Genomic DNA, 23,422 nt, shown 5'->3' on the forward strand with positions numbered 1-23,422 from the left:
GAACGTGGAGGCAGCGGCAGGCGTGGCGAGGTCTGCCGCGAATCGGAAGAAAGACGGCGCAGCTTTCGCATCGTGTCCGCCAGCAGCCTTCGGGTTGGGCTGTGGTGGATCGAGTGATGCAGTCCTCCTCCATGTGCGGTGCTTGCGCGCATCATGCCGCCACCATCCGTAGGGGGAGGGTGTAGGGCCGATGCGCAAGATCATTCACGTGGACATGGATGCGTTCTACGCGTCCGTGGAGCAGCGTGACGATCCCGCATTGCGTGGCAAGCCGGTGGTGGTGGCGTGGCGCGGCATGCGCTCGGTGGTGTGCGCCGCATCCTACGAAGCCCGCGTATTCGGTGTGCGTTCGGCGATGCCGGCGCTGCGTGCAGAACGGTTATGTCCGGATGCGATTTTCGTGCCGCCGGATTTCGCCCGCTACAAGGCGGTGTCGCGCCAGGTGCGGGAGATCTTCCAGCGGCATACCGATCTGATCGAGCCGCTGTCGCTGGACGAGGCATATCTGGACGTGACCACGCCCAAGGGCGGGCCTGCCGCCGCCACCGAGATCGCCCAGACCATCCGCGCACAGATTCGCGAGGAAACCGCATTGACGGCCTCGGCGGGCATTGCGCCGAACAAATTCCTGGCCAAGATCGCCTCTGACTGGCGTAAGCCCGATGGTCAGTTCGTGATTCAACCGCATCGCGTGGAAGCGTTCCTGACCCCGCTGCCGGTGAACAAGGTGCCGGGCGTGGGCAAGGTCATGCAGAGCAAGTTGGCGGTGCTGGGGATCGTCACCGTTGGCGACCTGCGTGGTTGCAGCGAAGCGGAATTGGAAGCGCGTTTCGGCAGTTTCGGCCTGCGCTTGTACCAGCGTGCGCGTGGCATCGACGAGCGTGCTGTGGAATCGGACCAGCCGGTGCAATCGATCTCTTCCGAGGACACCTTCGCCGAAGATCTGCCTCTTGAGGCGCTGGCGCCGGCGATCCGGCGCCTGGCGGAAAAAACCTGGAACGCCACCCGTCGCACCGACCGTGTCGCCCGCACCGTCGTGCTGAAACTCAAGACCGCGCAGTTTCGTATTCTCACCCGCAGTTTTACTCCGGAGCAGCCGCCAGAGTCGTTGCAGTCGCTGATCGATATCGCGCTGGCGCTGCGCGAGCGTGTGGACTTGCCCGCATCCACGCGCTATCGCCTGGTGGGAGTGGGACTATCCGGTTTCCATGAGCGTGAGCCGGGGCAGACGCAGGGGCAGTTGTTTGCCTGATCTGGGCGTGCGGTGCATCGCACGTCACCCGGCTGCCGATGCACAGGTGAGTGTCGGTCGCAACATGGCCACGCCTACAATGCCTGCCTTCCTCGCGAGCACAGCAACGAGATGACGTTTCCTTATGCAGTGGTGGTGTTCGATCTGGACGGCACCTTGGTGGACAGCGGTGCCGACATCGCCGAAGCACTCAATCGCACGCTGAGCGCGTTCGGCCTGACGCGCGTGCCTGAGGCCAGTGTGCTCGGCTGGATCGGCGAAGGTGTGCGCACGTTGGTCGAGCGTGCATGGCGGCACGCGCGCGATGCCACGCCGATCGATGCGGTGATGCCGGTTTTCATGCGTCACTACGCGGACTGTCTGTTGCGCAGTCCGTGTTTGTATCCGGGCGTGGTCGAGGCGCTGGCGCAGTTGCGCGCAGCCGGCATCACGCTAGCGCTGTGCACCAACAAGCCGGTTGCCTTGGTGTCGCCGTTGCTGGGTCATCTCGGCCTGGCCGATACGTTTGCGGCGGTGCTCGGCGGCGATAGCCTGTCCGAGCGCAAGCCCAGCCCGGCACCGTTACTGCACCTGGCGCGACAGTTCGCGCAGCCGCCGTCGCGCTGCCTGATGGTGGGCGATTCCGCCACCGATGTGCAGGCGGCGCATGCCGCCGGCATGCCTGTGGCGTTGGTGCGCTATGGCTATCGGCGCGACTTGGATCTAGCCACGGCCGATGTCGTGCTGTTGATGGACGACGTGCGCGAATTATTGCGCTTGCGCTGAACCGTGAGGTTCGAGCGCATGCCCATCTCGCTCAGTCGCGGCGCGCGCTGCGGCATGCGACGCAGCGCGTGGTGAGCGCTCAGTGTGTCGCTGGCGCGTAGCGCAGGGTCAGGCCGTACTCGCGGCCCAGTTGGTTGTACCAATTCACGGTCTGGTAGCTGCGGTCGAACACGTTGCTGGCCTTGGCCTGCAGTGTCCAGTCCGGCGCGAAGGCGTATTCCACGCGCAGATCGACCGTGCCGTAGCCGCTCAGGCGCACCTGGTTGGCCGCGTCGTCGTAGCGGTGACCGCTGCCGAATGCGGTGATGCCGAATTTGATCGGCCCGACGCCACGATCCACATCCAGTCTGCCGGTATTCTGCGCGCGCCGCGCCAGCCAGTTGTCGCGGTTGTCGCTGTCGCTGCGATTGCGTGGATCGGTATGGCTCAGTTGCGCCGATAGTTCCCAGCCGGCCAGCATCGCATCACCGGTCAGCTCGGCACCGCGGATGCGTGCCTTGTCCACGTTCACCGGCAGGAAGGTGGCGGCGTCGTAGGAAATCAGGTCCTCGACGCGGGTCTCGTAGGCGTTGAAGGTCCAGTTCCAGGTGTCGGCGTACTGCGCCACGCCCAGATTGCCGCTCTTGGACTTCTCCGGTTTCAATGCTGGATTGCCGGCGAAGGGGAAATACAGGTCGTTGAAGGTCGGCGCCTTGAAGCCGGTGCCGATGCTGGCGGTGAGTTTGACCCCGCCGCCCAGGCCCAGGCCCCAGCCGAGGCTGCCGGTGGTGTGTTCGCCAAACTGTTGGTTGTCGTCGCTGCGCACGCTGGCTTGTAGCTGTTGTGCGCCGAAATGGCCCAGGTATTCGGCGAACACGCCGGTGTTGCGGCGGCTGTCGATGTCGAAGGCGGTGGTGCTGGTCACGTGTTCGCGCTGCCAGTCGCTGCCGACGCTGAGCAGGTGGCCTTCGCTCAGGGTGATGTCGCCCTGCGCCGCCGCGGTATCGCGGCGGCTGTCGAAGGTGCTGATGAAATCGCGCGTGCGGCTGCCCGGGGCGCGGTAGTAACTGTGGGCATCGTCGACATTGCGGCCGAGTTGCGTGCTCAGGTGCAGGCGCTCGGATGGCGTCCAGTCCACAGTGCCGCCGAACACCTGCTGGGTGTTGTCGGCCTCGTTGCCGGCGTATACCGGGTCGCCATCGTATTCATTGCGGCTGTCGATGTTCAGCGCCTGACCCGTGACTCGCAGCGTCTCGCTCAGCGCGTAGCCACCGCGTGCGCTCAGCGAGACGTTACGGTAGCCATCGCGGTCGGGCTGGTCGACGAAGCAGCCCGCGAACAGCGTGGCCGAGCCGTTGCAGGCGTTGATGCCGGTGGTCTTTTGGTAGCCGCTTTGTACGGCGAGCCAGCCGCGCGTGCCACGGTTGCTGAAGCCGGCGCTGGCTTCGCGCAGGCCATCGCTGCCGCCGCCCAGGCTCAGGTTCTGCTGGAAGCCCTGGCCGGCGTGGCGAGTGAAAATCTGGATGACGCCACCGATGGCGTCGGAGCCGTACAGGCTCGAACGCGGGCCGCGCACGATCTCGATGCGTTCGATCTGGCTCAGCGGCAAGTCCTGGAATGCGGCCAGGCCGGCGCTCGCCGAGCCGATGCGCACGCCGTCCACCAGCACCAGCACGTGGTCGGATTCGCTGCCGCGCAGGTTCAGGGTGGTCAACTTGCCCAGCCCGCCCTGGTTGGAGATGCCAATGCCGGCACGCCCCTGCAGCAACTGCGCCAGCGAATCGGCCTGGCTGCGTTCGATCTCGGCGCGGTCGATGACCTGTGCCGGCACCACGCTGTCTTCCACTGCGATCTGGGTGCGGGTGGCGGTGACCAGGACCTGATCGAGATCGTTGGCGGCATCGGCCGCAAGCGCCAGCGCAGGTAGGAACAGGGCGGACACGACCGCGACCGAAAGCAAGTGGGACGACATGGGCAGCAACTCCGGCACGCGAGCGCGCGCTGTGACAGCAAGGGAGTCGCGAATGGGAGGGGCAAGCGGACAGCGCCAAACACGGCGCGGCACGCGCGACGCCCCCCGCATCGCAACCAGTGAACTGCAAGGACGGTCTGCGGGCTGGCGATGGCGAACCTCCCGGCTGCGACGCTTGGCCATGCCATGGCACAGCGGTGCGGGTCGTCGTCGGGACGGGTCGTCAGCGCGGATCGCTTACCGTGGCGAGAACAGCGCCGGTGTTGTCGCAAGACGCACCGGCTTCCTGTTTCAACCTGCGGGCCGGAGCCAGCGGGTTACCTTGAAGCGGCCCGATTGTACGCCATTGTGGCGCGGTTCAGTCGATCCCGCTGGTGCCAGCCTGGCATGTGGGGTCCTCGTCGTGCGCCGTGCTGTCGTGGGCATCGTCGTCGTGAGCGAAGCGGGTGGTCGCCACCGGCGCGGCCATTGGGCGGCCGTGGTCGGCCGGCAATGCGCTTGTGGCGGTTTCCAGTTCGCTCAGCAACTGTGTGCGCCGTGCTGCGGGCAGTTCCTGCCAATGGCAGTCGCGCAAGGCGCCTTCCAGCGAGTACAGCAGGTTGAGGGTGGGTTTGAAGCCGGCACGCTTGACCCTGAGGAAGGCGCCAATCGCACCGATCGCCGCCAGATCCTGGAATGTGTGCACGCCCACCTGACGCAGCCAGGCGGTGCTCTTGGGGCCGATGTTGCGCAGCTTGGTCGGACGCATCGCGACGTGCTTATCGCAGGCTGTCGACGAAGACTTGTGCGATGGCTTCCAGGCCGCATTGGTCGTCGGCGTCGAAGCGGGCCAAGTCTGGGCTATCCAGATCGAACACGCCGATCAGAGTGCCATGGCGTAGCAGCGGCACGACCAGTTCCGAGCGCGAGGCCGCATCGCAGGCGATGTGCCCGGGGAACGCTTCCACATCGTCGATGCGCTGAGTTTGCCCGCTGCTGGCGGCAGCCCCGCACACGCCCTTGTGCAATGGAATGCGCACGCACGCCGGCAGGCCCTGGAACGGCCCGACCACCAGCTCCTTGCCATCGTAGAGGTAGAAACCGACCCAGTTCAGTCGTGGCAACGCGTGGTACACCAGCGCTGCCAGATTGGCGGCATTGGCGATGCGATCGGGTTCGCCGGCGACCAGCGCACGCGCCTGAGCGAGTAACTGGGCGTACTGTTCCGGCTTGCTGCCGGTGAGCGAGGAGGACGCGAACATCCGCCGAGTCTAGCAGCGCGACCTGCCTCGGCAAGTCGCCGTCGCAGGGCTGACGCCGGCTGCGTTGCCGGCTATCCTGCGCGCCGCCGCGCGTTTTGCCGGTCAATCCACAGGCTTTCGTCATGCGTTTTCCCGCCTTCTACGTGACCGGCACCGATACGGGCATCGGTAAGACAATCGCCAGCACTGCGCTGCTGCATGCCTTGCGTGCGCGTGGTCAGCGCACGGTCGGCATGAAGCCGGTCGCCAGCGGCTGCGCGCGTCACGCCGACGGTTGGCGCAACGAAGATGCGTTGGCGCTGCAGGCGGCCAGTGTGCCGTGCCCGACGTATCACGACCTCAATCCCTACGCCTTGCCATTGCCGTTGGCGCCGGAACTGGCCGCCGCCGATGCCGGCGTGCAGCTGTCATTGGAGCCGATTACCGCTGCTTTTGCCCGCTTGCGTGCCTTGGCGGACGTGGTGGTGGTGGAAGGCGTCGGTGGCTGGGCGGCGCCGCTATCGGCGACGCTGGATCAGGCCGATCTGGCGCGCGCACTGGGGTTGCCGGTGGTGTTGGTGGTCGGTCTGCGCTTGGGCTGTCTCAATCACGCCCGACTGAGCGCTGCGGCGATTGCCGCCGATGGCCTGCAGTGCATCGGCTGGATCGGCAACGAGATCGACCCGGCGATGGAGCGTATCGACGACAACATGGCGATGCTGCGCGAACGGCTGCCGATGCCGTGCTGGGGGCGTCTGCCGTATCGGCCGCAACCGCAGGCCGAACAACTGACAACGTTCCTACAGCCGTGGTCCGGCGAGCAGACGGTGCCGGGGTGAGGTCGCGTCGTCGCGCAATCGGGTGGTGACGAACACGCTGGACTTGCAGCCGGGTGGTGCCCGTGCCAGAGAGGGGCTGAATCCGGCGCATAAAAAAGCCCGGTGGAGGGAGGGATCCACCGGGCCTGAGGTTGCATGGGGGGAGGGACCCATGCAGACCATCGGGTGCGCCGCGCGGCATGGCCGCAGCGACGTAGAGCGAAAGATTACTTGCCGTTGGTTTTCGGCTTCGGCACGGCGTGTTCGGTGGCCGTTTCGAACTGATGCTTTGCCAACTGGCCGATGGCTTCGGAGGTCTTCAGGCCGAGACCGAACACTTCCTGGTTGGCTGTAGCCAGACGCTCGAAGCTGTCGCGTGCCAACTGCAAGCCCCTCGGCCACAACGCCTGGATGCTGCCAAGATCGCGCGCTTCGGTCAGTTCGCTGAGGAAGCTGGCGGTGGCCGAGACGTTCTTCTCGAAGGTTTTAAGCTGCACGCTGAACACGCCTTCTGCTCCTTCCAGAGCCAGACGATTAGCGCGTGCTGCGGTAGCGGCGAACTGCTGGGTATAGCTGCTGAACTGGTCGTTGAATTGGGCGGACATCATGCAACTCCGTTGGAATGCTGATTGGTTGGTGCAGTGCAAAATACACCGACTCTGCTGCATTGCAACATGATTTTTCTGAAGCCGCTCAGGATTTGTTTAACTCCATTAAATATCAATGAGTTGAATCGGCGTCGATCGCTCTGGATGGCGTTCGGAATGCGGTCACGGGCCAGAGGTATGCGGGGACGCGTTGGACTCAGGCCGTAGGGCCGCGATAGCGGCAGCCGGAGGTACAGGTCTCGTGCACCACCACTTCGCTGAGGATGGGCAGGACGGGCTTGAGCCGCTCCCAGATCCACACGGCCAGACGCTCGCTGGTCGGATTCTCCAGGCCCTCGATGTCGTTGAGGTAGTGGTGGTCGAGTTGCTCGTAGAGCGGCAGGAACGCGGACTTGATGTCGCCGAAATCCATGACCCAGCCCGTCTCGGGATCTGGCTCTCCACTGACGTGCAATTCGACACGGAACGAATGCCCGTGCAGGCGCGCACATTTGTGACCTGCTGGCACGTTGGGCAGGCGGTGCGCCGCTTCTAGGGTGAAAACTTTGAAGATGTCCATCGGCACATTTTACGGGGAGAAAGTGCGATGCCGGTGGCGTGATATGCGGCGACCTGGCTGATGCCATGGAGATGCGAGCCGCATGCCGCCCCGAAGGGCGGCGTTTCTGGTGACGCCTGCGCTGGTTGGCAGGCTGTGCCCTGGCTCAGTGCGGAGCGCTGCTGGGTGGACGGTTGCCGCCATTGCCCTGACGGCGTCCCTGGCCCTGGCGGCGGGCACCGTCGGCGTGGTGGCCGCCGGGCTTCTTGCTGCCCGCGTGCGCGTGCGACGGCGCATCGCCGTGTCCGCGTCGTGCATGGCTGCCGCGGCGCGGTGGACGATTGCCGCCCGGACGCTCGTCCGGCGGGTTGTTGTTGCCCCAACGGATTGGTGTGGCTGGCTCGAAACCCGGCACGTCGCGAATGTCCATGTCGCGCTTGAGCAGGCGTGCAATCGCGCGCAGCAGCTTGGCTTCGTCCTGCGCCACCAGCGAGACTGCCTCGCCTTGGGCGCCGTTGCGGCCGGTACGGCCGATGCGGTGCACGTAGTCCTCGGCGACCATCGGCAGGTCGTAGTTGATGACTTGCGGCAACTGGTCGATGTCGATGCCACGCGCGGCAATGTCGGTTGCCACCAGGACGGTGATCCTGTTGGATTTGAAGTCGCCCAGCGCGCGCAGACGCTGACCCTGGCTCTTGTTGCCGTGGATCGCCGCCGCCTTGATTCCGGACTTGTCCAGGAACGTAGTCAGCTTGTCTGCGCCGTGCTTGGTGCGTGCGAACACCAGCGTCTGCTTGCGCGAGTCGGCCGCCAGTAGGTGCAGTAGCAGTTCGCGCTTGCGCGCGCCATCGACCGGATGCACGCGGTGGGTGATGGTGTCGGCGACGGTGTTGCTTGGAGTGGCCTGGATTTCCTGCGGGTTGTGCATGAACTCGCGGGCCAACTGCTTGATGCCCTCTTCGAAGGTGGCCGAGAACAACAGGGTCTGGCGGTTCTGCTTGGGCAGCTTGGTCAAGATGCGTTTGATCGACGGCAGGAAACCCATGTCGAGCATGCGGTCGGCCTCGTCCAGGACCAGGATCTCGATGCCGGATAGATCCACGCTGCGGCGTTCGAGATGGTCGAGCAGGCGACCCGGGCAGGCGATCAGCAGGTCCACGCCCCGACGCAGCATGTCGAGCTGGTTGCCCATGCCCACGCCGCCGTAGATGGTGGCGCTGGGAATGCGCAGATACTTGCTGTAGCCGCGCAGGCTGTCGTGGACCTGGGTGGCCAGTTCGCGGGTCGGGGTCAGGATCAGTGCGCGCGGCTTGCGTGGGCCAGCGCCCACCGTCTGCGGCGAGGTGCCCAGATGTTGCAGCAGCGGCAGGCCGAACGCGGCGGTTTTGCCGGTGCCGGTCTGCGCGCCGGCCATCAGGTCGTGGCCCTGCAGTGCCACAGGAATCGCCTGCGACTGGATCGGGGTGGGGGTTTCATAGCCCTGCTCGGCCAGCGCACGCAGCAGGAAGGGCGCAAGGCCCAGGGATTCAAACGACATCAGGATGCTCCAGGTCACACGTCGACGCCGGGACCAGCCCGGCGCGCAGACGCAAGTAGGTGAGGCTCGGAGCGTTCCCGTGAACCGCGCTGCGAGATGGTGTGGATCAACCCGGAGCGCAAGGCTCGGGTTTGTCGGCACCACGAAAGGCGTCGGGTGGAGCGGGCGAGCGGATTGGATGATCCTGGCCTCGCCGGCGGTCCTTGAGGGAAACGGACGACCGCATGCAGACTGACGTAGCATACCCTGAATTGGCGTGACGCACAAAATGTGGTTTAAGTTTCCCGTGAAACCAATTGGGCTTCTGGTCGTATACTTTGCTGATTAGCCCCCGCAATGGACGGACATGAAGCTAGGTTCACTAAAGGAAGGCGGTCGTGACGGCACCTTGATCGTCGTATCGCGCGACCTCGCCCGTGCGGTGCGCGCCATCGGCATCTCCCCGACCCTGCAACGTGCGCTGGAGGACTGGAGCACGCTGGCCCCGCGCCTGAACGCGTTGTCCGAATCGCTCAATGCTGGCAGCGCCGATGGGCAGTTCGATCTGGACATGGTGGCGCTGGCCGCGCCGCTGCCCCGCGCCTACGAGTTCCTCGACGGCAGCGCGTATCTGCCGCACGTGGAGCGGGTGCGGCGCGCGCGTGGTGCCGAGGTGCCGGACAGCTTCTACACCGATCCGCTGATGTACCAAGCGGTGAGTGCAGGTTTCTATGGTCCGCGCGATGCGGTCAAGGTCATCAGCGAGGAGCACGGCATCGATCTGGAGGCGGAGATCGTGGTGGTGACCGATGATGTGCCGATGGCGGTGGATGTGGCGCAAGCCGCCACGCACATCCAGTTGATCGGTCTGGTCAACGATATTTCGCTGCGCAATCTGATCCCGCCCGAGTTGGCCAAGGGCTTTGGTTTTGTGCAGTCCAAGCCGCGCTCGGCGCTGTCGCCGGTGTTCGTCACCCCGGATGAACTGGGTGAGGCCTGGCGCGACAGCAAAGTCCACCTGCCGCTGGTGACGCATATCAACGGCGACTGGTTCGGTGCGCCGGAAGCCGGTGAGGACATGCAATTCGACTTCGCTCAACTTCTCGCGCATGCGGCCAGGACCCGGCCGTTGTCGGCTGGCACGGTGATCGGTTCGGGCACCATCGCCAACCACGACACGACGCGCGGCGCGTCCTGTCTGGCCGAGCGGCGCACCGTGGAAACCTTGCGCGATGGCAAGCCAAGCACACCCTATATGTCCTTCGGTGACATTGTGCGGATCGAGATGCTGGATCGTGGCGGCGCCAGCATCTTCGGTGCGATCCAGCAGCGCATCCAGCAGGCCCCGCGGCCCTGAGCCGGCCAGCGGCGCTGTCCGGGCGACCGGTGGCGTCGCGGCGAGCGTGTGCATCGGTATCGTTGTCGCTTGTGCAGATGAAGGGTGGACATGGAAGAGGCATTGCAGCTTTACACCTACTGGCGTTCCAGTGCCGCTTACCGGGTGCGCATCGGGTTGCAACTCAAACGGCTGAGCTACCAGACGCTGCCGGTTCATCTGTTGCGCGATGGCGGCCAGCAGCATTGCCCGGAATATGCGCGGCTTAACCCGCAGGAGCTGGTGCCGACGCTGTGCCACGATGGTCAGCCGATCCGTCAGTCGCTGGCGATCCTGGAATACCTGGATGAACGCTGGCCGGAGCCGCCGCTGTTGCCCGATGCGCCGATCGACCGTGCACGCGTGCGCGGGTTGGCGCAACTAATCGCCTGCGATATCCATCCGCTCAATAACCTGCGCGTGAGCCAGTTCTTCGAGCGCGGGTGGAATGTGCCGCAGCCCGAGCGCGAAGAATGGACACGGCACTGGATCACGTGCGGATTCGATGCGTTGGAACAGTTGCTCGCCGAGTCGACCGACACCGGTACCTTCTGCCACGGCGAGCAACCTGGGCTGGCTGACTGCTGTCTGGTGCCGCAGCTCTACAATGCGCGTCGCTTTGGGGTCGATATGCAGGCTTATCCCACGCTGCAACGGATCGAGCGCGCATGCCTTGCGCTGCCGGCTTTCGACGCCGCCCGGCCGGAGCGCCAGCCGGACGCGCAAGGCTGAGTGCGTCTGGTTGGCGCCGTTGCGTGGCGTCGGCCGGCTATGGCCGAGGTTCAGATGAAGCCGTGTGTGATCTGCGACGAGGCGTCGGTGTCGTTTTCGTAGTCGGCGTAGGGATTGTGCTCGCCGCTGCTTCCCTCGGACAGGCGGAATTTCAGTGCCAGGCCGTCGCGCGAGTCGGCCGCGCGCAGTGCCGCTTCCTGATCGATCTTGTCCTCCTTGACCATCCGGAACAAGCACTGATCGAAGGTCTCCATCCCTTCTTCAAGCGACTCCTCCATCGCCTGCTTGATCTCGTGGACCTGGCCGCGGCGCAGGAGATCGCGAATCATCGGGGTGTTCAGCAGCACTTCCGAGGCGGGGCGACGACGCCCCTCTTTGTCCTTGACCAGCCGTTGCGAGATCACGGCGCGTAGATTCAGCGACAGGTTCATCAGTACGTTCTTATGCGCGCTCTCGGGGAAGAAATTGAGAATGCGTTCGATCGTCTGGTCGGCGTTGTTGGAGTGTAAGGTCGCCAGGCACAGGTGGCCGGTCTCGGCGAAGGCGATGGCCGCCTCCATCGTCTCAGCGTCCAGAATTTCGCCGATCAGGATCACATCCGGCGCTTCGCGCATCGCATTCTTCAACGCGTTCTGGAAGGCATGGGTGTCAAGGCCGACCTCGCGCTGATTGACGATGGACAGTTTGTGTTTGTGCAGGTACTCGATCGGGTCCTCGATGGTGAGGATATGCCCGGTGGTGGTGCTGTTGCGGAAATCGATCATCGATGCCAGCGAGGTGGACTTGCCCGAGCCGGTCGAGCCAACCACCAGGACCAACCCGCGCGGGGTCATGATGACGTCCTTGAGGACCTGCGGCAGGTGCAGCTCCTCGATGCTGGGAATCTTGCTGCGAATGGCCCGGATCACCATGCCGACCTCGCCACGCTGCTTGAACGCGTTGACGCGGAAGCGTCCTGCGTCCTGTACGGCGACGGCCATATTGAGTTCCAGATCGCGTTCGAACTGAGGTACCTGTCCCTCGTCCATCAGCGAGTAGGCGATTTTTTTGACCATGCCCGGTGGCAGGCCAGTGGCGCCCAGCGGATACAATTTGCCTTCGATCTTGATATAGATCGGTGCTCCTGTTGTCAGGAACATGTCCGAGGCGTTCTTTTCGGTCATCAGCTTCAGAAAGTAGCCGATATCCATGCGCAATAATTCCCAAAAAATCCTGTGCCGCCTGTTGCAAGTTGCAAGCGTGTCACAGGCTTCAGACAATAGCCGCGATTGACGTCTCCGTCCACGGCCCCCCTTAATGAAAACTAGCTTCGCACACTTCTCTTGTCAGCAGTATGTAATGGCGGGCGTCCTGGCGCTTTTTGCTGTACCCACTGTCTTCGCTCAAGTCGCCTCGCCCGAATTGATGGCGGCGCAGCAGGCGGTTCAGCGCGCAATCCAGGCCGATGCCGATCAGTACGCCCCGGACCTGATCGCCAGTGCCCGCCAGGGCCTGGAGCAGGCGCAGCGGGCGGTGTCGGACCGCCGTCAGCGCAAGATTGCGCCACAGTTGGCGCTGCGCGTGGCGGCCGATGCCGACCTGGCGCGTGCGCGCAGCGAGGAGGCGGTGGCCAATGCTCAGCTCAAGCAGCGTCAGGCGGAAGTGGCGCAACTGGAACACACGCTCGGTACCGGGGAGGCACATCCATGAGCCGTCGTTTGACAGGGGGATGGTGCTCGGCCGCGCTGGTGCTGCTGCTGACGCCGCTGATTGCCGTGGCTGCCGACGATCCGGAGCTGGCAGTGTTGAATCAGCGTCTGGTGGCGTTGCAGGCCGATCCGCTCACTGCCGGCGTCGCCGCCTATGAACGTTTGCAGGCGCAGCAAGCGCTTGCCGCGTTCGCCAATGCCAAGCGCAACGAGCGCGACGAGGCGCGTTACCTGGCCGAGCGTCGGGTCGAGATCGCCGAGACCATGGCGCGTGCGGAGCTGACGCGGCGTCAGGTCGACCAATTGGAGAAAACCCGCGGCGACCTGTTGATCGAGGCTAGCCGCCGCGAGGCGGCGCGTGCGCGTCAGGAAGCCGAACGCCTGCGGGTGCAGGCGCAGATCCAGGCCGAGGAGACCCAGAGCCTGCGCCAGGCCGCCGAGGCCGAGCAGCAGGCGCGGCAGGATGCGGAGCAGGCGCTGACCAGCGTCGCCGGGCAGCAGACCGCCAAGCTCAGCGCCGTGCAGCAGAAATCGGCCAAGCTGGCCCGCGAGGAGGCTGAACTGGTGGCCGGGGCCAAGCTGCCGGCCTCGCGCTTCGAGGGGCGTGGCGAGGTGTTCACCTTCACCGGGGCCAGCTTTGGCGCTGGTAAGGCGGGGTTGTCGGCCGATGCCGTGAGCCAAGCCAAGGCCCTGGCGCAATATCTGCAGATCGGCGCCAAGGGGCGGGTTCGGATCGAGGCCTACGACGCCGATGCCGGGATGGCGCAGAAGCGCGCCGATGCGCTGCGCGACGCCTTGGTCAAGGGGGGGATTGATGCCGGCCGTTTGCAGGCAGTGGGCAAGAAGGGCCCGGCGACCAAGGTGCGTGCCGCCGAGGTGGTGATTGCACCTTGAGCGGACGTGCCTGTTTAACGTGTTTTTTCTCTGGGCCTGAGTGCTGAACAACGGAATGCAGAATCCTGCATCGGTCGCTCTTGTCGACGGCGGCGGGGAAGCGTAGGGTCGATGTTCCAGGTGGCGCTTCGGCTGCCTGGTTCCAAACGGAGAGCCAAGCCGATGATGCAGTTGCACGCACCGCAGTATGGCGTCGACGGGGCCATGGTCCCGGACGTTGCGGTGGGCCTGCTGTCGGTCTATGCGCTTCCGTTCCCAGGCAACGCACCGTGCCGTCGCGGTCGGGGCGTTCCTGCTTTCAGATGAAGGAGGCAATTCCTATGTTCGAAGGGCAACCGCAGACCGAAATCGACGCGTTGATCAAGTCCGATCCGGAGTTCAAGCAGCTTTACCAGCGCCATAAAACCTTAGACAAGAAGTGTATGGACGCCGAACTCGGCGTGCTGCCGATCGACGATGTCACCTTGGCCCAGATGAAGCGGGAAAAGCTCGCGGCCAAGCAAAAGCTGCTGCGCCTGTACGAGCAGAAGCCGCACTGAGTCCCTGACAGGTTCCATTGTCGCGGGCGGTGGCAGGCCTCCTCGTCGGCCTGCGACCGCCCGCGTCATCTTGATTGAAGCCACGAACACAGTTTTTTGGTCTTTTTTCTGACTTTCGCTGTCCGAACGCGGATAATCAACGATCCAGCCGCCATCGCGGCGCGACGTCCCCGAATTCGATGGCCATTCATTCCTCCGTCCTCGACCTGATTGGCGATACTCCGATCATCAAGGCCAGCAAGCTCGATACCGGTGTATGCGAGCTGTACTTGAAGCTGGAAAGCGCCAATCCCGGCGGTTCGATCAAGGATCGTATCGGCCTTTCCATGATCGAAGCGGCCGAGCGGCGTGGCGATCTGCGTCCTGGCGCGGTACTGGTTGAGGGCACGGCGGGCAATACCGGCATCGGTCTGGCGTTGGTCGCCCAGCAAAAGGGCTACAAGCTGATCCTGGTGGTGCCGGACAAAATGAGCCGGGAAAAGATCTTCAACCTCAAGGCAATGGGCGCCGAGGTCGTGTTGACCCGCTCCGACGTTGCCAAGGGCCACCCCGAGTACTATCAGGATCTGGCCGCGCGTATCGCCGCCGAAACCCCCAATGCCTATTTCATCAATCAGTTCGGCAACCCCGACAACCCGGCCGCGCACGAATTCGGCACTGGCCCGGAGATCCTGCGACAGATGGACGGACGGCTGGACGCGATCGTGTTCGGCTGTGGCAGTTCCGGCACGGTGACCGGGCTTTCCCGCGCCTTCGCCGCCGCCTCGCCGCAGACCGAACTGGTACTGGCCGACCCGGTTGGTTCGATCCTGACCGAGTACATCGAGCATGGCACGCTGAGCGAGAAATCGGCTACTTGGCTGGTGGAGGGGATCGGCGAGGACTTCCTGCCGGAGATTTCCGATTTCAGCCGGGTCAAGCAGGCGTATTCGATCAGTGATGCGGAAAGCTTCCACACCGCGCGCGAACTCCTGGCCAAGGAGGGCATCCTCGGTGGCTCCTCCACGGGGACGTTGCTGGCCGCTGCGTTGAAATATTGCCGCGCGCAAAGCGAACCCAAGCGCGTGCTGGTGTTCGTTTGCGACACCGGCAACAAGTACCTGTCGAAGATGTACAACGACTATTGGATGCTGGATAACGGCTTCCTGGAGCGCCCGCAGTACGGCGATCTGCGCGATTTGATCCTGCGCCCGTACAGCCAGCGCGACACCGTGGTGGTCGCTCCGGGGGATCTGCTGACCACGGCTTACCAGCGCATGAAGTTGTACGATGTGTCGCAGTTGCCGGTGATGGAGGGCAGCCAGTTGGTCGGCATCGTCGACGAGAGCGATGTCCTGCTGCACGTGTACGGTGACGAGGCGCGGTTCCGCGATCCTGTGTCCACGGCGATGGTCAGCAAGCTCGACCGGCTTGACGTCAAATCGCCAATCGAAGCATTGCTGCCCGTGTTTGATCGTGGTCAGGTCGCTATCGTCATGAACGAAGGCGCCTTCCTCGGCCTCATCACCCGTATCGACCTGCTCAACTACCTGCGTCGACGCGTGCAGTGACACGCCCGTCGGTGTGGCTTCTGTGACATGTGAGGCCATTCAGGCCTTCCTGCTACCATCACGCCCTTATTTCTCGGAACCCTGCATGACGGATCATACGTCGAACCCGCATGACACCAGCGCTGTGCTGGCGCTGGCGACACTTGCCATCCATGGCGGTCAGTTTCCGGATCCGTCCACTGGTGCGGTGATGCCACCGATTTACGCCACCTCCACCTATGCCCAGTCCAGCCCTGGTGAACACCAGGGGTTCGAGTATTCGCGTACCCATAACCCGACCCGGTTCGCTTACGAGCGCTGTGTCGCGGCATTGGAGGGCGGTAGCCGTGGCTTCGCCTTCGCTTCCGGGATGGCTGCCACCGCCACGGTGATGGAACTGCTCGATAGCGGCAGCCACGTGGTGGCGATGGACGATTTGTACGGTGGCAGCTATCGCCTGTTCGAGCGCGTGCGCAAGCGCACCGCCGCCCTGGAGTTCAGCTTCGTCGATCTGACCGACCCGGCCGCGTTCGTGGCGGCGATCACCCCGGCCACGAAGATGGTGTGGATCGAGACGCCGACGAATCCGATGTTGAAGATCGTCGATATCGCCGCGATTGCGGCGATCGCGCGCAAGCACGGCCTGTTGGTGGTGGTCGACAACACCTTTGCCTCGCCGATGCTGCAGCGCCCGCTCAGCCTGGGCGCGGACATCGTGGTGCATTCGGCGACCAAATACCTCAACGGCCATTCCGACATGGTGGGTGGCATCGCCGTGGTCGGCGACAACGCCGATCTGGCCGAGCAACTGGCGTTCCTGCAGAACTCGGTGGGCGGCGTGCAGGGGCCGTTCGACAGCTTCCTGGCGCTGCGCGGGCTCAAGACGCTGCCGCTACGCATGCGTGCGCATTGCGACAACGCCCTGGCACTGGCGCACTGGCTGCAAGCGCAGCCTGCGGTGGAACAGGTGATTTACCCGGGCCTGGCGTCGCATCCGCAACACGCCCTGGCGAGCCGGCAGATGGCTGGCTACGGCGGTATCGTCTCGATCGTGCTCAAGGGGGGGGGCGCTGCGGCCAAGCGTTTCTGCGAACGGACGCAGCTGTTTACCCTGGCCGAATCCCTGGGCGGTGTCGAAAGCCTGGTCAACCACCCCGCGGTGATGACCCATGCTTCGGTGCCGGCCCAGCGTCGCCAACAGCTTGGCATCAGCGATGCGCTGGTGCGGTTGAGCGTGGGGGTGGAGGAGGTTGGGGATTTGCAGCAAGACCTGGAGCGGGCTCTGACATGATCGGGCAGCGGCTGGAGTCCTGCTGATGAACGACCTTCGCCGGCGCGGGCCGAAGGGTCTGTTTTTGCTCAATCTGTCTGCTTGGATCAGGCAGCGCAGCGGGATGGGCGTGCTGTATCGGAAGTTGCCTCTTTCCTGGCGCGTGGGCGCCGCTCGGCTGCTGTCAGCGCCCTCTGCCGAAAGTGTGCGCTTTGCGCGGACGCCTGCATGGGATGGTCCGTTGCCCGCGGCTGTCGCTGGCCCAGTTGCGCCGATGCAAGCCACTGTCGGTTCGGGGGTCAATATTCTCGGCTATGTACGCGGACAGTTCGGCCTGGGTGAGAGCTTGCGCATGTACGCACGTGCGCTGATCGAGGCTGCGGTACCCGTGCGATTGTTCGACATCGATCTCGGTCTGCCGCACGGTTGGGACGACCATAGCTTGGAGGCTTGGATTGGCGATGATCTGCCGCATCCAGTCAGCATTATTTTTGTCAATCCCGATTATCTGAAGTCGGCGCTTGAGCTGGTGGGCGTCGAGCGTCTGGCAGGAAAACATTTGATCGCCTGCTGGTTCTGGGAGCTCGAGCGCGTCCCCAGCACATGGCTTCCCGCCATTGCCTTGGTCGACGAAATCATGGTCGCCTCCCGTTTCATTGAAAACGCATTTTCCATGGTCACTGACAAGCCAGTCTTGCGTGTGCCGCAGCCACTTTCGGCCATTGGCGACAGCGGCCTGCAACGCGTGGATTTTGGACTCGAAGAAGATAAGTTTATCTTTCTGATAACCTTCGACTTTAATTCTTGGATCGAGCGCAAGAATCCCTATGCCGCGATTACGGCGTTCAAGCGTGCTTTTCCAGAGGGGCGCGATGATGTGCGGTTGTTGGTGAAATCCAGCAATGGGCATCGATACCAAGATTGGTTTCGTCGCCTGCTCAACGAGGCCGCCACCGACCCACGCATTGTCGTGCGCGACGAGGTGATCGAGCGCGCCCACGTTTATGCCTTGCAACGCTGCTGCGATGCTTATGTTTCGCTGCATCGGGCGGAGGGCTTCGGTTTGGGATTGGCGGAGTGTATGGCGATGGGTAAGCCCGTCATTGCGACGGCCTGGTCGGGAAACCTGGACTTCATGGAGGCCGACAATGCCATGCTGGTGGGATATCGGTTGGTCCCTGTGCGCGAGGGTGAGTATCCACACGAACATGGCGATGTCTGGGCCGAGCCCAACGTGGAAGAGGCCGCCGCGTTCATGCAAATGCTTGCCGATGACCCTGTTCGAGCGCGGAAACTCGGTCAACGGGCGGCGGAATCTGTCGGTGCGCTCCTCTCGCCGCAGCATGCGGCCCGCGCCATCGATGTTCGTTTGCGCCAGCTCAGCGCTAGCCCGGCGCTACACTCTCAACACGATTGAGGAACTTCATGTCACCATTGATTGCGGCCGCATGGCGCTACAGAGGCTTCATCGCTTCGTCGATTGCTAACGATTTCCGCTCCAGGCTTGCGCGTAGCAAACTGGGTACGCTCTGGATCGTTCTGCAGCCATTGGCGCAGGCATTGATTTTTGCGGTCGTGTTGTCGAATGTATTGGCCGCCAAGCTGCCGGGCATCGAAAATCACTTCGCTTTCGCGGTCTATCTGCTTTCCGGTCTGTTGTGCTGGTCCGCGTTCGCGGAGATCGTGCAGCGTTGCCTCACAGTCTTTATCGACAATGGCTCGCTACTGAAGAAGATGCAGTTCCCAAGAATCAGCCTACCTTTAGTCGCGGTAGGTTCGGCAATGGTAACCAATGTTGCCTTGCTCGCGGTCATCATGGTGCTTGTGCCGAGCTTGGGCATCTCGCTGACACCAGCGCTGGTCTGGTTGCCGTTGTTGTTGTCGATTACCGTCGCATTGGCGACTGGGATCGGCTTGCTTCTGGGTACGCTCAATGTGTTCGCACGTGATATCGGACAGATCATGGCGGTGGCGATGCAGTTTTGGTTCTGGATGACACCGATTGCTTATCCCGCACAGGTTGTCCCTGAAAGGTTTCAGGCGATTTTACGACTGAATCCTGTCGCCGCACTGGCGACTGGATATCACGACATCTTTCTTTACGGTCGTGCGCCGCAGAACTCACTGGTCTATCCGGCGGTGTTTGCATTGGTGGCGCTGGTTCTTTCGTTCTTCGTTTTTCGGCGCGCCTCTGCCGAGATGGTTGATGCTCTATGAGTAATTCCGTACTGGTCGTCGATGGTGTGGGCAAGTGCTACCGAAGTTATCGGAGTGAATTGCAACGCTTTGCCAGTTGGTTCGGTGTTCCTGTCAAGCCGCAGTCCGAGCACTGGGTGTTGCGGCATATTTCATTCCGGATAGGACGTGGCGAAGCCGTCGGCCTGGTCGGGCAGAACGGCGCTGGCAAGAGCACGCTGCTCAAGATCATCACTGGCACGGTCCGCCCCAACGAAGGTTCGGTAGCGGCCATCGGCCGCATCTCGGCCCTTCTGGAGCTTGGGCTCGGCTTCAATGCAGAGCTAACCGGTCGCGAGAACGCACGTCATGCTCTCGGCCTGATGGGCGCGGCGAGTCACGAGATCGAACCAATGCTCGAATCGATCGAGGATTTTGCCGAGATTGGCGATTATTTCGACCAGCCGATCCGCGCCTACTCAAGCGGCATGCAAATGCGCGTGGCATTCAGCGTGGCGACTGCGGTGCGGCCGGAAACCCTGATCGTTGACGAAGCGCTATCAGTGGGGGACTCGTACTTCGTACACAAGTGTTTCAAGCGGATACGTGAATTCCGAGAGGCTGGTACGACCCTTCTGATCGTTTCCCATGATGCGGGTGCCATCCAGGCCTTGTGCGATCGTGCGCTGTTGATCGAGGGGGGGCGGCTGATCAGAGACGGCGATCCGCAGGAAGTCATGGATTACTACAACGCTCTGATTGCGGAAAAAGAGAACGCGAGTGTCAGGACTGCAAGTGCCGAGGATGGCCGAATAGCGACCGAGTCCGGTACTGGCGAGGCGGTTTTTGATTCGATTCAACTTCTTGACGAAACCGGCAATCCAGTTGAGTACGTTGGCGTAGGCGATCCGGTAACCCTGCGTTGCAAGATTCGGGTTAACGAGTCGATTGATCGACTCGTGCTCGGCTACATGATCAAAGATAGGCTGGGTCAGCCTGTTTTTGGCACGAATACCCACCACACTGGTCAGATGCGAGAGCACTTGCAGGCAGGTGACCAGTTGATCGCCAATGCCCGTTTCCCGGTGAATCTCGGTCCGGGGACTTATTCCGTGTCGGTGGCCTTGTCCAGTACCGAGACGCATCTGGTCAGAAATTACCAGTGGCGCGACTTGGCCCTGGTTTTCAATGTCGCCAATATCCGTCACGACACTTTCGTTGGTACGGCTTGGATTCCACCAGTCCTGTCGATTGAAGTCCCGCACGGAGGTCGCTTGCCGTGACGAATCAGCCAAAAATCGTCGCCACATCCTCGCCGGTGCTGATGGAAATGAGCGTGGGCGATATCCTGCGTAAGATTCATGCAGCCGTGCTAAAGAGAAAGGCAACGGACGTAACTGGCGTCGATTCCCCGCTCTGGCCGGAAAATTTCGAGATATGGACCGCGGCCGCACCCGCAACGCCGCAACGCGAAGTCTATGACTTGGGTGATCTGCTTTCTCAGGACGATGCCGACTTTGTCAGCAACGCGTATCGTGTGCTGCTGCGTCGTGCACCTGATTCGGTCGGGTTTCTCGAGAATATAGAGGCGCTGCGTCGAGGTGCGCAGACCAAGTTGGAGTTCATCGCTTCAATGCGTTTTTCACCTGAGGGCATGGCTGTCGGCGTACCGGTACGAGGATTGCGCCTGGCGTGGCTACTGCATCGCTGGAAGCGCAAGCGTCTGGTGGGTCCCGTCCTCTCCTGGGCCCATGCGCTGCTCCGCCTCGGGCGTCGCGAAAGCCAAATATATTGGCTGGAGGTTCGTAGCGCACGCGAGGTTCATCGATTGGGGCGGCATGTCAATCAGGTGGTGTTCGAGGCTGGCAGCCGGCTCGAAGCAATCGAGCATCAACTTTCAGGTCTGCAAACGCGTGAAAGACGACTGCTTGAGGAGGAGGCGCGTCGTGCCGCTCTTGCGCCAAAGTTGGACGCGCTGTATTCAGCATTCGAAGATCGCTTCCGTGGACCGGAGTCACTGATCCAGGCGCGCGCACGTCCCTACTTGCAATTCGTTCGCGAGTGCGGCGCGGGAACGTTAGAGGCTCCAGTCGTCGACGTTGGCTGTGGTCGTGGGGAATGGCTTGCGTTGTTACGTGACGAAGGGCTGCATGCGCGCGGGGTCGATCTTAATTCCCGTTTTGTCAGTGATGCGACTTTGCGGGGTATGGAGGTGATCGAGGGGGACGCGATCGAGGTGCTGCGAATGATGCCTGCAGGCAGTGTTGGCGCGATTACCTCGATGCATCTGGTCGAGCACTTGCCGTTCGACCGCGTTGTGGAACTCATTGACGCATGCCATCACGTATTGCGACCCGGCGGCGTATTGATCCTCGAAACTCCGAATCCCGAAAATCTGGATGTGGCGACGATCTATTTCTACATGGATCCTACCCATCGCAATCCGCTGCCGCCGCAGATGCTGCGTTGGGTCGTCCAGGCGCGTGGTTATTCGGATGCAAGGATCGAGCGCCTCACTGAAGAGCGCGATCTGAGTGCCCCAGCCTTGTTGCCTGATGATCTGCCAGGATCATCCTCGATCAATAATCTGCTTGCTCGTACGCACGTCGCTCCCGATTACGCGATCGTTGCCCATCGTGGGGAAGTTCCGCATGAATGATGGACCGAAAAAGCTTCTTGTGACGGGTGCCGGTGGGTTCGTCGGAAAGCATTTGCTGGACGCGGTGGCGCAGGGGCAGTTCGGTCATGTCGAGGCTGTGCCATTGCCAGCCGGTACTGATTTGCGCGATATGGCTGCAATCGAAAGTGCGCTGGGCGATGCGTGTCCTGACGCGGTAGTCCACCTTGCTGCACAGAGTTTCGTACCCCAGTCGTTCGACGACCCTGATGAGACGTTGCAGGTCAACTTGATTGGGACCCTGCATCTGCTTCAGGCGCTTGCGCGGAAAGGTTTCTCCGGGCGCTTCCTGTATGTCAGCTCCGGTGATATTTACGGACGCGTTCCCGAGGGCGATCTCCCTGTCGACGAGACCCTTCTGCCGGAACCTCGCAGCCCATATGCCGTCAGCAAATGGGCGGCTGAGCAGCTCTGCATGCAATGGCATCGAAGCGAGAAGCTCGATGTGGTGATCGCGCGCCCGTTCAATCATGTGGGCGCTGGCCAGGGTAGTCGTTTCGTGCTTTCTTCCCTTGCCCGGCAGGTAGTCGCCATTGCCGAGGGGCGGCAGCCTCCGGTTATCGAGGCGGGAGATATCGATACGACGCGCGATTTCAGTGACGTGCGAGACGTCGTCTCGGCTTATGCGGCTCTGCTAACGCGCGGCAGGTCCGGAGAAACCTATATCGTTGCGTCTGGCGTAGAGCGCCGCGTCCGCGATTTGCTCCTTGAAATGTGCCGTCTCACTGGCGTCGAGGCGGAGGTCCGCCAAGATCCGGCCAAGATGCGTCCTGCCGAGCAGCGGCGCATGGTGGCCAGTCCCGCGAAACTCCAGGGCGATACCGACTGGATGCAGGCTTTCGACATACAATCAACACTTTCCGAAATTCTTGAACATGCAAGGAAAAATCAATGAGTAAGAACGCCCTGATCACTGGCATTACCGGCCAGGATGGCGCCTACCTCTCTCGGCTTTTACTGTCCAAGGGCTACAAGGTGCATGGCATCCTTGCCCGCCGCAGCAGCGACACGCTGTGGCGGCTGCGCGAATTGGACATCGCCGATGACGTCGTCCTGCTTGATGGCGATCTGATGGATCTGTCGTCACTCATCCGCGCCATGCATGTATCCAAGGCGGACGAGGTTTATAACCTTGGCGCTCAGAGTTTTGTCGGTTCGTCTTGGCAACAGCCGATTCTGACGGCTCAAGTCGATGGCGTAGGTGCGCTCAACGTGCTCGAGGCCGTGCGCATCGTCAATGACAAGGCCCACTTCTACCAAGCATCCACCAGTGAGATGTTCGGTTTGATTCAGGCCGAGATGCAGAGTGAGTCGACGCCCTTCTATCCGCGCAGTCCCTACGGTGTGGCGAAGTTGATGGCGCACTGGGCGACGGTGAATTATCGCGAGAGCTTCGGAATGCACGCTTCGAGCGGCATCCTGTTCAATCATGAGTCACCGCTGCGGGGTATCGAGTTCGTGACCCGTAAGGTCACCGACGCTGTGGCCCGTATCAAGCTGGGCAAGCAGCGGGAGCTGCGCCTGGGCAACATCGATTCAAAGCGTGACTGGGGCTTTGCCGGTGACTACGTTGAGGCGATGTGGTTGATGACCCAGCAGGCGGAAGGCGGTGATTATGTGGTTGCCACCGGTCTCACCACGACGGTGCGCGACATGTGCAAGATTGCCTTTGGCCACGTGGGCCTGAATATGGATGATCACTTGGTGATCGACGAGAAATTTTTCCGTCCGGCCGAAGTGGATGTGCTGCTGGGAAACCCCGGCAAAGCGATGGAAAAGCTTGGCTGGAAGCCCAAGACGTCCCTGGAACAGCTAATCACGATGATGGTAGACGCGGATATGCGTCGACATTCGATCTGAATGACGGAGTAGGGG

At 62.6% G+C, this 23,422-nt stretch carries 23 protein-coding genes and 1 riboswitch; of the genes, 16 read left to right on the top strand and 7 right to left on the bottom strand.

The features are described from left to right. Positions 1 to 190 precede the first annotated feature (190 nt). Entirely contained in the window at positions 191 to 1,252 is a 1,062-nt protein-coding gene (gene dinB / locus XANALMUS060_RS05485; RefSeq protein WP_045737514.1) for a DNA polymerase IV, read from the top strand. 111 nt (positions 1,253 to 1,363) lie between these two features. Continuing rightward, a complete protein-coding gene (gph, locus tag XANALMUS060_RS05490; RefSeq protein WP_045737515.1) occupies positions 1,364 to 2,017 on the top strand; it encodes a phosphoglycolate phosphatase in 654 nt (217 codons plus the stop codon). A gap of 79 nt (positions 2,018 to 2,096) precedes the next feature. Here the strand turns inward: gph and btuB are convergent, their stop codons facing one another. The 3 genes from btuB to XANALMUS060_RS05505 form a co-directional block, all read right to left on the bottom strand. After that, positions 2,097 to 3,968, bottom strand: a complete 1,872-nt coding sequence (btuB, locus tag XANALMUS060_RS05495) for a TonB-dependent vitamin B12 receptor (protein WP_045737597.1) — start codon at positions 3,966 to 3,968, stop codon at positions 2,097 to 2,099. 112 nt (positions 3,969 to 4,080) lie between these two features. Beyond that, positions 4,081 to 4,308, bottom strand: a riboswitch (cobalamin riboswitch). A gap of 18 nt (positions 4,309 to 4,326) precedes the next feature. Beyond that, positions 4,327 to 4,716, bottom strand: coding sequence for a TfoX/Sxy family protein (locus XANALMUS060_RS05500; RefSeq protein WP_045737516.1), 390 nt, complete (start codon positions 4,714 to 4,716; stop codon positions 4,327 to 4,329). 10 nt (positions 4,717 to 4,726) lie between these two features. Next, positions 4,727 to 5,209 carry a GAF domain-containing protein gene (locus XANALMUS060_RS05505; protein ID WP_045737517.1) on the bottom strand — a complete coding sequence of 161 codons (483 nt, stop codon included), beginning with the start codon at positions 5,207 to 5,209 and terminating at the stop codon, positions 4,727 to 4,729. A gap of 122 nt (positions 5,210 to 5,331) precedes the next feature. On the opposite strand from XANALMUS060_RS05505, the gene bioD reads away from it, so the two are divergent. Continuing rightward, on the top strand, positions 5,332 to 6,027 hold the full coding sequence (gene bioD, locus XANALMUS060_RS05510; RefSeq protein WP_045737598.1) for a dethiobiotin synthase: 696 nt from the start codon (positions 5,332 to 5,334) through the stop codon (positions 6,025 to 6,027). A gap of 206 nt (positions 6,028 to 6,233) precedes the next feature. On the opposite strand, the gene XANALMUS060_RS05515 is transcribed toward bioD, so the two are convergent. The 3 genes from XANALMUS060_RS05515 to XANALMUS060_RS05525 all read right to left on the bottom strand — a co-directional run bounded on the left by XANALMUS060_RS05515 (position 6,234) and on the right by XANALMUS060_RS05525 (position 8,689). Continuing rightward, the gene (locus XANALMUS060_RS05515) at positions 6,234 to 6,611 is read right to left on the bottom strand and encodes a phasin family protein (protein ID WP_045737599.1); all 378 of its coding nucleotides are present in this window, start codon (positions 6,609 to 6,611) and stop codon (positions 6,234 to 6,236) included. Positions 6,612 to 6,810: 199 nt separating this feature from the next. Next, a complete protein-coding gene (queD, locus tag XANALMUS060_RS05520) occupies positions 6,811 to 7,173 on the bottom strand; it encodes a 6-carboxytetrahydropterin synthase QueD (RefSeq protein WP_045737518.1) in 363 nt (120 codons plus the stop codon). A gap of 145 nt (positions 7,174 to 7,318) precedes the next feature. Further along, positions 7,319 to 8,689 carry a DEAD/DEAH box helicase gene (locus XANALMUS060_RS05525; protein ID WP_045737519.1) on the bottom strand — a complete coding sequence of 457 codons (1,371 nt, stop codon included), beginning with the start codon at positions 8,687 to 8,689 and terminating at the stop codon, positions 7,319 to 7,321. Positions 8,690 to 9,035: 346 nt separating this feature from the next. On the opposite strand from XANALMUS060_RS05525, the gene XANALMUS060_RS05530 reads away from it, so the two are divergent. Both XANALMUS060_RS05530 and maiA read left to right on the top strand, forming a co-directional pair. Further along, entirely contained in the window at positions 9,036 to 10,025 is a 990-nt protein-coding gene (locus XANALMUS060_RS05530; RefSeq protein WP_045737520.1) for a fumarylacetoacetate hydrolase family protein, read from the top strand. A gap of 90 nt (positions 10,026 to 10,115) precedes the next feature. Then, positions 10,116 to 10,775, top strand: coding sequence for a maleylacetoacetate isomerase (maiA, locus tag XANALMUS060_RS05535; protein WP_045737521.1), 660 nt, complete (start codon positions 10,116 to 10,118; stop codon positions 10,773 to 10,775). A gap of 50 nt (positions 10,776 to 10,825) precedes the next feature. Here maiA and XANALMUS060_RS05540 read toward each other — a convergent pair whose 3' ends face one another. Then, on the bottom strand, positions 10,826 to 11,965 hold the full coding sequence (locus XANALMUS060_RS05540; RefSeq protein WP_045728476.1) for a PilT/PilU family type 4a pilus ATPase: 1,140 nt from the start codon (positions 11,963 to 11,965) through the stop codon (positions 10,826 to 10,828). 148 nt (positions 11,966 to 12,113) lie between these two features. On the opposite strand from XANALMUS060_RS05540, the gene XANALMUS060_RS05545 reads away from it, so the two are divergent. From XANALMUS060_RS05545 to XANALMUS060_RS05595, 11 genes are all read left to right on the top strand, one after another. Further along, a complete protein-coding gene (locus XANALMUS060_RS05545) occupies positions 12,114 to 12,464 on the top strand; it encodes a DUF4398 domain-containing protein (RefSeq protein WP_045728475.1) in 351 nt (116 codons plus the stop codon). Further along, positions 12,461 to 13,357, top strand: a complete 897-nt coding sequence (locus XANALMUS060_RS05550) for an OmpA family protein (RefSeq protein ID WP_045737522.1) — start codon at positions 12,461 to 12,463, stop codon at positions 13,355 to 13,357. The genes XANALMUS060_RS05545 and XANALMUS060_RS05550 overlap by 4 nt, the downstream gene beginning before the upstream one ends. A gap of 320 nt (positions 13,358 to 13,677) precedes the next feature. Beyond that, on the top strand, positions 13,678 to 13,896 hold the full coding sequence (locus XANALMUS060_RS05555; protein ID WP_045728473.1) for a YdcH family protein: 219 nt from the start codon (positions 13,678 to 13,680) through the stop codon (positions 13,894 to 13,896). 179 nt (positions 13,897 to 14,075) lie between these two features. After that, on the top strand, positions 14,076 to 15,446 hold the full coding sequence (locus XANALMUS060_RS05560) for a pyridoxal-phosphate dependent enzyme (protein ID WP_045728472.1): 1,371 nt from the start codon (positions 14,076 to 14,078) through the stop codon (positions 15,444 to 15,446). Positions 15,447 to 15,531: 85 nt separating this feature from the next. Next, the gene (locus tag XANALMUS060_RS05565; protein WP_045737523.1) at positions 15,532 to 16,716 is read left to right on the top strand and encodes a cystathionine gamma-synthase; all 1,185 of its coding nucleotides are present in this window, start codon (positions 15,532 to 15,534) and stop codon (positions 16,714 to 16,716) included. A gap of 25 nt (positions 16,717 to 16,741) precedes the next feature. Continuing rightward, the gene (locus XANALMUS060_RS05570) at positions 16,742 to 18,112 is read left to right on the top strand and encodes a glycosyltransferase family 4 protein (RefSeq protein WP_045737524.1); all 1,371 of its coding nucleotides are present in this window, start codon (positions 16,742 to 16,744) and stop codon (positions 18,110 to 18,112) included. Between the two features lie 8 nt (positions 18,113 to 18,120). Continuing rightward, positions 18,121 to 18,912 (top strand): ABC transporter permease, encoded by a 792-nt coding sequence (locus XANALMUS060_RS05575; RefSeq protein WP_045737525.1) that lies wholly within the window; start codon positions 18,121 to 18,123, stop codon positions 18,910 to 18,912. Next, a complete protein-coding gene (locus XANALMUS060_RS05580; RefSeq protein ID WP_045737526.1) occupies positions 18,909 to 20,153 on the top strand; it encodes an ABC transporter ATP-binding protein in 1,245 nt (414 codons plus the stop codon). The genes XANALMUS060_RS05575 and XANALMUS060_RS05580 overlap by 4 nt, the downstream gene beginning before the upstream one ends. Then, the gene (locus tag XANALMUS060_RS05585; RefSeq protein ID WP_235430367.1) at positions 20,150 to 21,529 is read left to right on the top strand and encodes a class I SAM-dependent methyltransferase; all 1,380 of its coding nucleotides are present in this window, start codon (positions 20,150 to 20,152) and stop codon (positions 21,527 to 21,529) included. Before XANALMUS060_RS05580 ends, XANALMUS060_RS05585 begins: the two co-directional genes overlap by 4 nt. Further along, positions 21,522 to 22,442 carry a GDP-mannose 4,6-dehydratase gene (locus tag XANALMUS060_RS05590; protein ID WP_045737527.1) on the top strand — a complete coding sequence of 307 codons (921 nt, stop codon included), beginning with the start codon at positions 21,522 to 21,524 and terminating at the stop codon, positions 22,440 to 22,442. The genes XANALMUS060_RS05585 and XANALMUS060_RS05590 overlap by 8 nt, the downstream gene beginning before the upstream one ends. Next, positions 22,439 to 23,407, top strand: coding sequence for a GDP-mannose 4,6-dehydratase (locus tag XANALMUS060_RS05595; RefSeq protein WP_045737528.1), 969 nt, complete (start codon positions 22,439 to 22,441; stop codon positions 23,405 to 23,407). The genes XANALMUS060_RS05590 and XANALMUS060_RS05595 overlap by 4 nt, the downstream gene beginning before the upstream one ends. Positions 23,408 to 23,422: the final 15 nt, after the last annotated feature.

The sequence above is a fragment of the Xanthomonas sp. MUS 060 genome, from assembly GCF_000963215.1.
Lineage (GTDB): Bacteria > Pseudomonadota > Gammaproteobacteria > Xanthomonadales > Xanthomonadaceae > Xanthomonas_A.

Bases quoted from the DNA above. Each gene is read 5' to 3' on its own strand.
- dinB (WP_045737514.1), top strand. From the start codon at position 191: ATGCGCAAGATCATTCACGTGGACATGGATGCGTTCTACGCGTCCGTG.
- gph (WP_045737515.1), top strand. From the start codon at position 1,364: ATGACGTTTCCTTATGCAGTGGTGGTGTTCGATCTGGACGGCACCTTG.
- btuB (WP_045737597.1), bottom strand. From the start codon at position 3,968: ATGTCGTCCCACTTGCTTTCGGTCGCGGTCGTGTCCGCCCTGTTCCTA.
- XANALMUS060_RS05500 (WP_045737516.1), bottom strand. From the start codon at position 4,716: ATGCGTCCGACCAAGCTGCGCAACATCGGCCCCAAGAGCACCGCCTGG.
- XANALMUS060_RS05505 (WP_045737517.1), bottom strand. From the start codon at position 5,209: ATGTTCGCGTCCTCCTCGCTCACCGGCAGCAAGCCGGAACAGTACGCC.
- bioD (WP_045737598.1), top strand. From the start codon at position 5,332: ATGCGTTTTCCCGCCTTCTACGTGACCGGCACCGATACGGGCATCGGT.
- XANALMUS060_RS05515 (WP_045737599.1), bottom strand. From the start codon at position 6,611: ATGTCCGCCCAATTCAACGACCAGTTCAGCAGCTATACCCAGCAGTTC.
- queD (WP_045737518.1), bottom strand. From the start codon at position 7,173: ATGGACATCTTCAAAGTTTTCACCCTAGAAGCGGCGCACCGCCTGCCC.
- XANALMUS060_RS05525 (WP_045737519.1), bottom strand. From the start codon at position 8,689: ATGTCGTTTGAATCCCTGGGCCTTGCGCCCTTCCTGCTGCGTGCGCTG.
- XANALMUS060_RS05530 (WP_045737520.1), top strand. From the start codon at position 9,036: ATGAAGCTAGGTTCACTAAAGGAAGGCGGTCGTGACGGCACCTTGATC.
- maiA (WP_045737521.1), top strand. From the start codon at position 10,116: ATGGAAGAGGCATTGCAGCTTTACACCTACTGGCGTTCCAGTGCCGCT.
- XANALMUS060_RS05540 (WP_045728476.1), bottom strand. From the start codon at position 11,965: ATGGATATCGGCTACTTTCTGAAGCTGATGACCGAAAAGAACGCCTCG.
- XANALMUS060_RS05545 (WP_045728475.1), top strand. From the start codon at position 12,114: ATGGCGGGCGTCCTGGCGCTTTTTGCTGTACCCACTGTCTTCGCTCAA.
- XANALMUS060_RS05550 (WP_045737522.1), top strand. From the start codon at position 12,461: ATGAGCCGTCGTTTGACAGGGGGATGGTGCTCGGCCGCGCTGGTGCTG.
- XANALMUS060_RS05555 (WP_045728473.1), top strand. From the start codon at position 13,678: ATGTTCGAAGGGCAACCGCAGACCGAAATCGACGCGTTGATCAAGTCC.
- XANALMUS060_RS05560 (WP_045728472.1), top strand. From the start codon at position 14,076: ATGGCCATTCATTCCTCCGTCCTCGACCTGATTGGCGATACTCCGATC.
- XANALMUS060_RS05565 (WP_045737523.1), top strand. From the start codon at position 15,532: ATGACGGATCATACGTCGAACCCGCATGACACCAGCGCTGTGCTGGCG.
- XANALMUS060_RS05570 (WP_045737524.1), top strand. From the start codon at position 16,742: ATGAACGACCTTCGCCGGCGCGGGCCGAAGGGTCTGTTTTTGCTCAAT.
- XANALMUS060_RS05575 (WP_045737525.1), top strand. From the start codon at position 18,121: ATGTCACCATTGATTGCGGCCGCATGGCGCTACAGAGGCTTCATCGCT.
- XANALMUS060_RS05580 (WP_045737526.1), top strand. From the start codon at position 18,909: ATGAGTAATTCCGTACTGGTCGTCGATGGTGTGGGCAAGTGCTACCGA.
- XANALMUS060_RS05590 (WP_045737527.1), top strand. From the start codon at position 21,522: ATGAATGATGGACCGAAAAAGCTTCTTGTGACGGGTGCCGGTGGGTTC.
- XANALMUS060_RS05595 (WP_045737528.1), top strand. From the start codon at position 22,439: ATGAGTAAGAACGCCCTGATCACTGGCATTACCGGCCAGGATGGCGCC.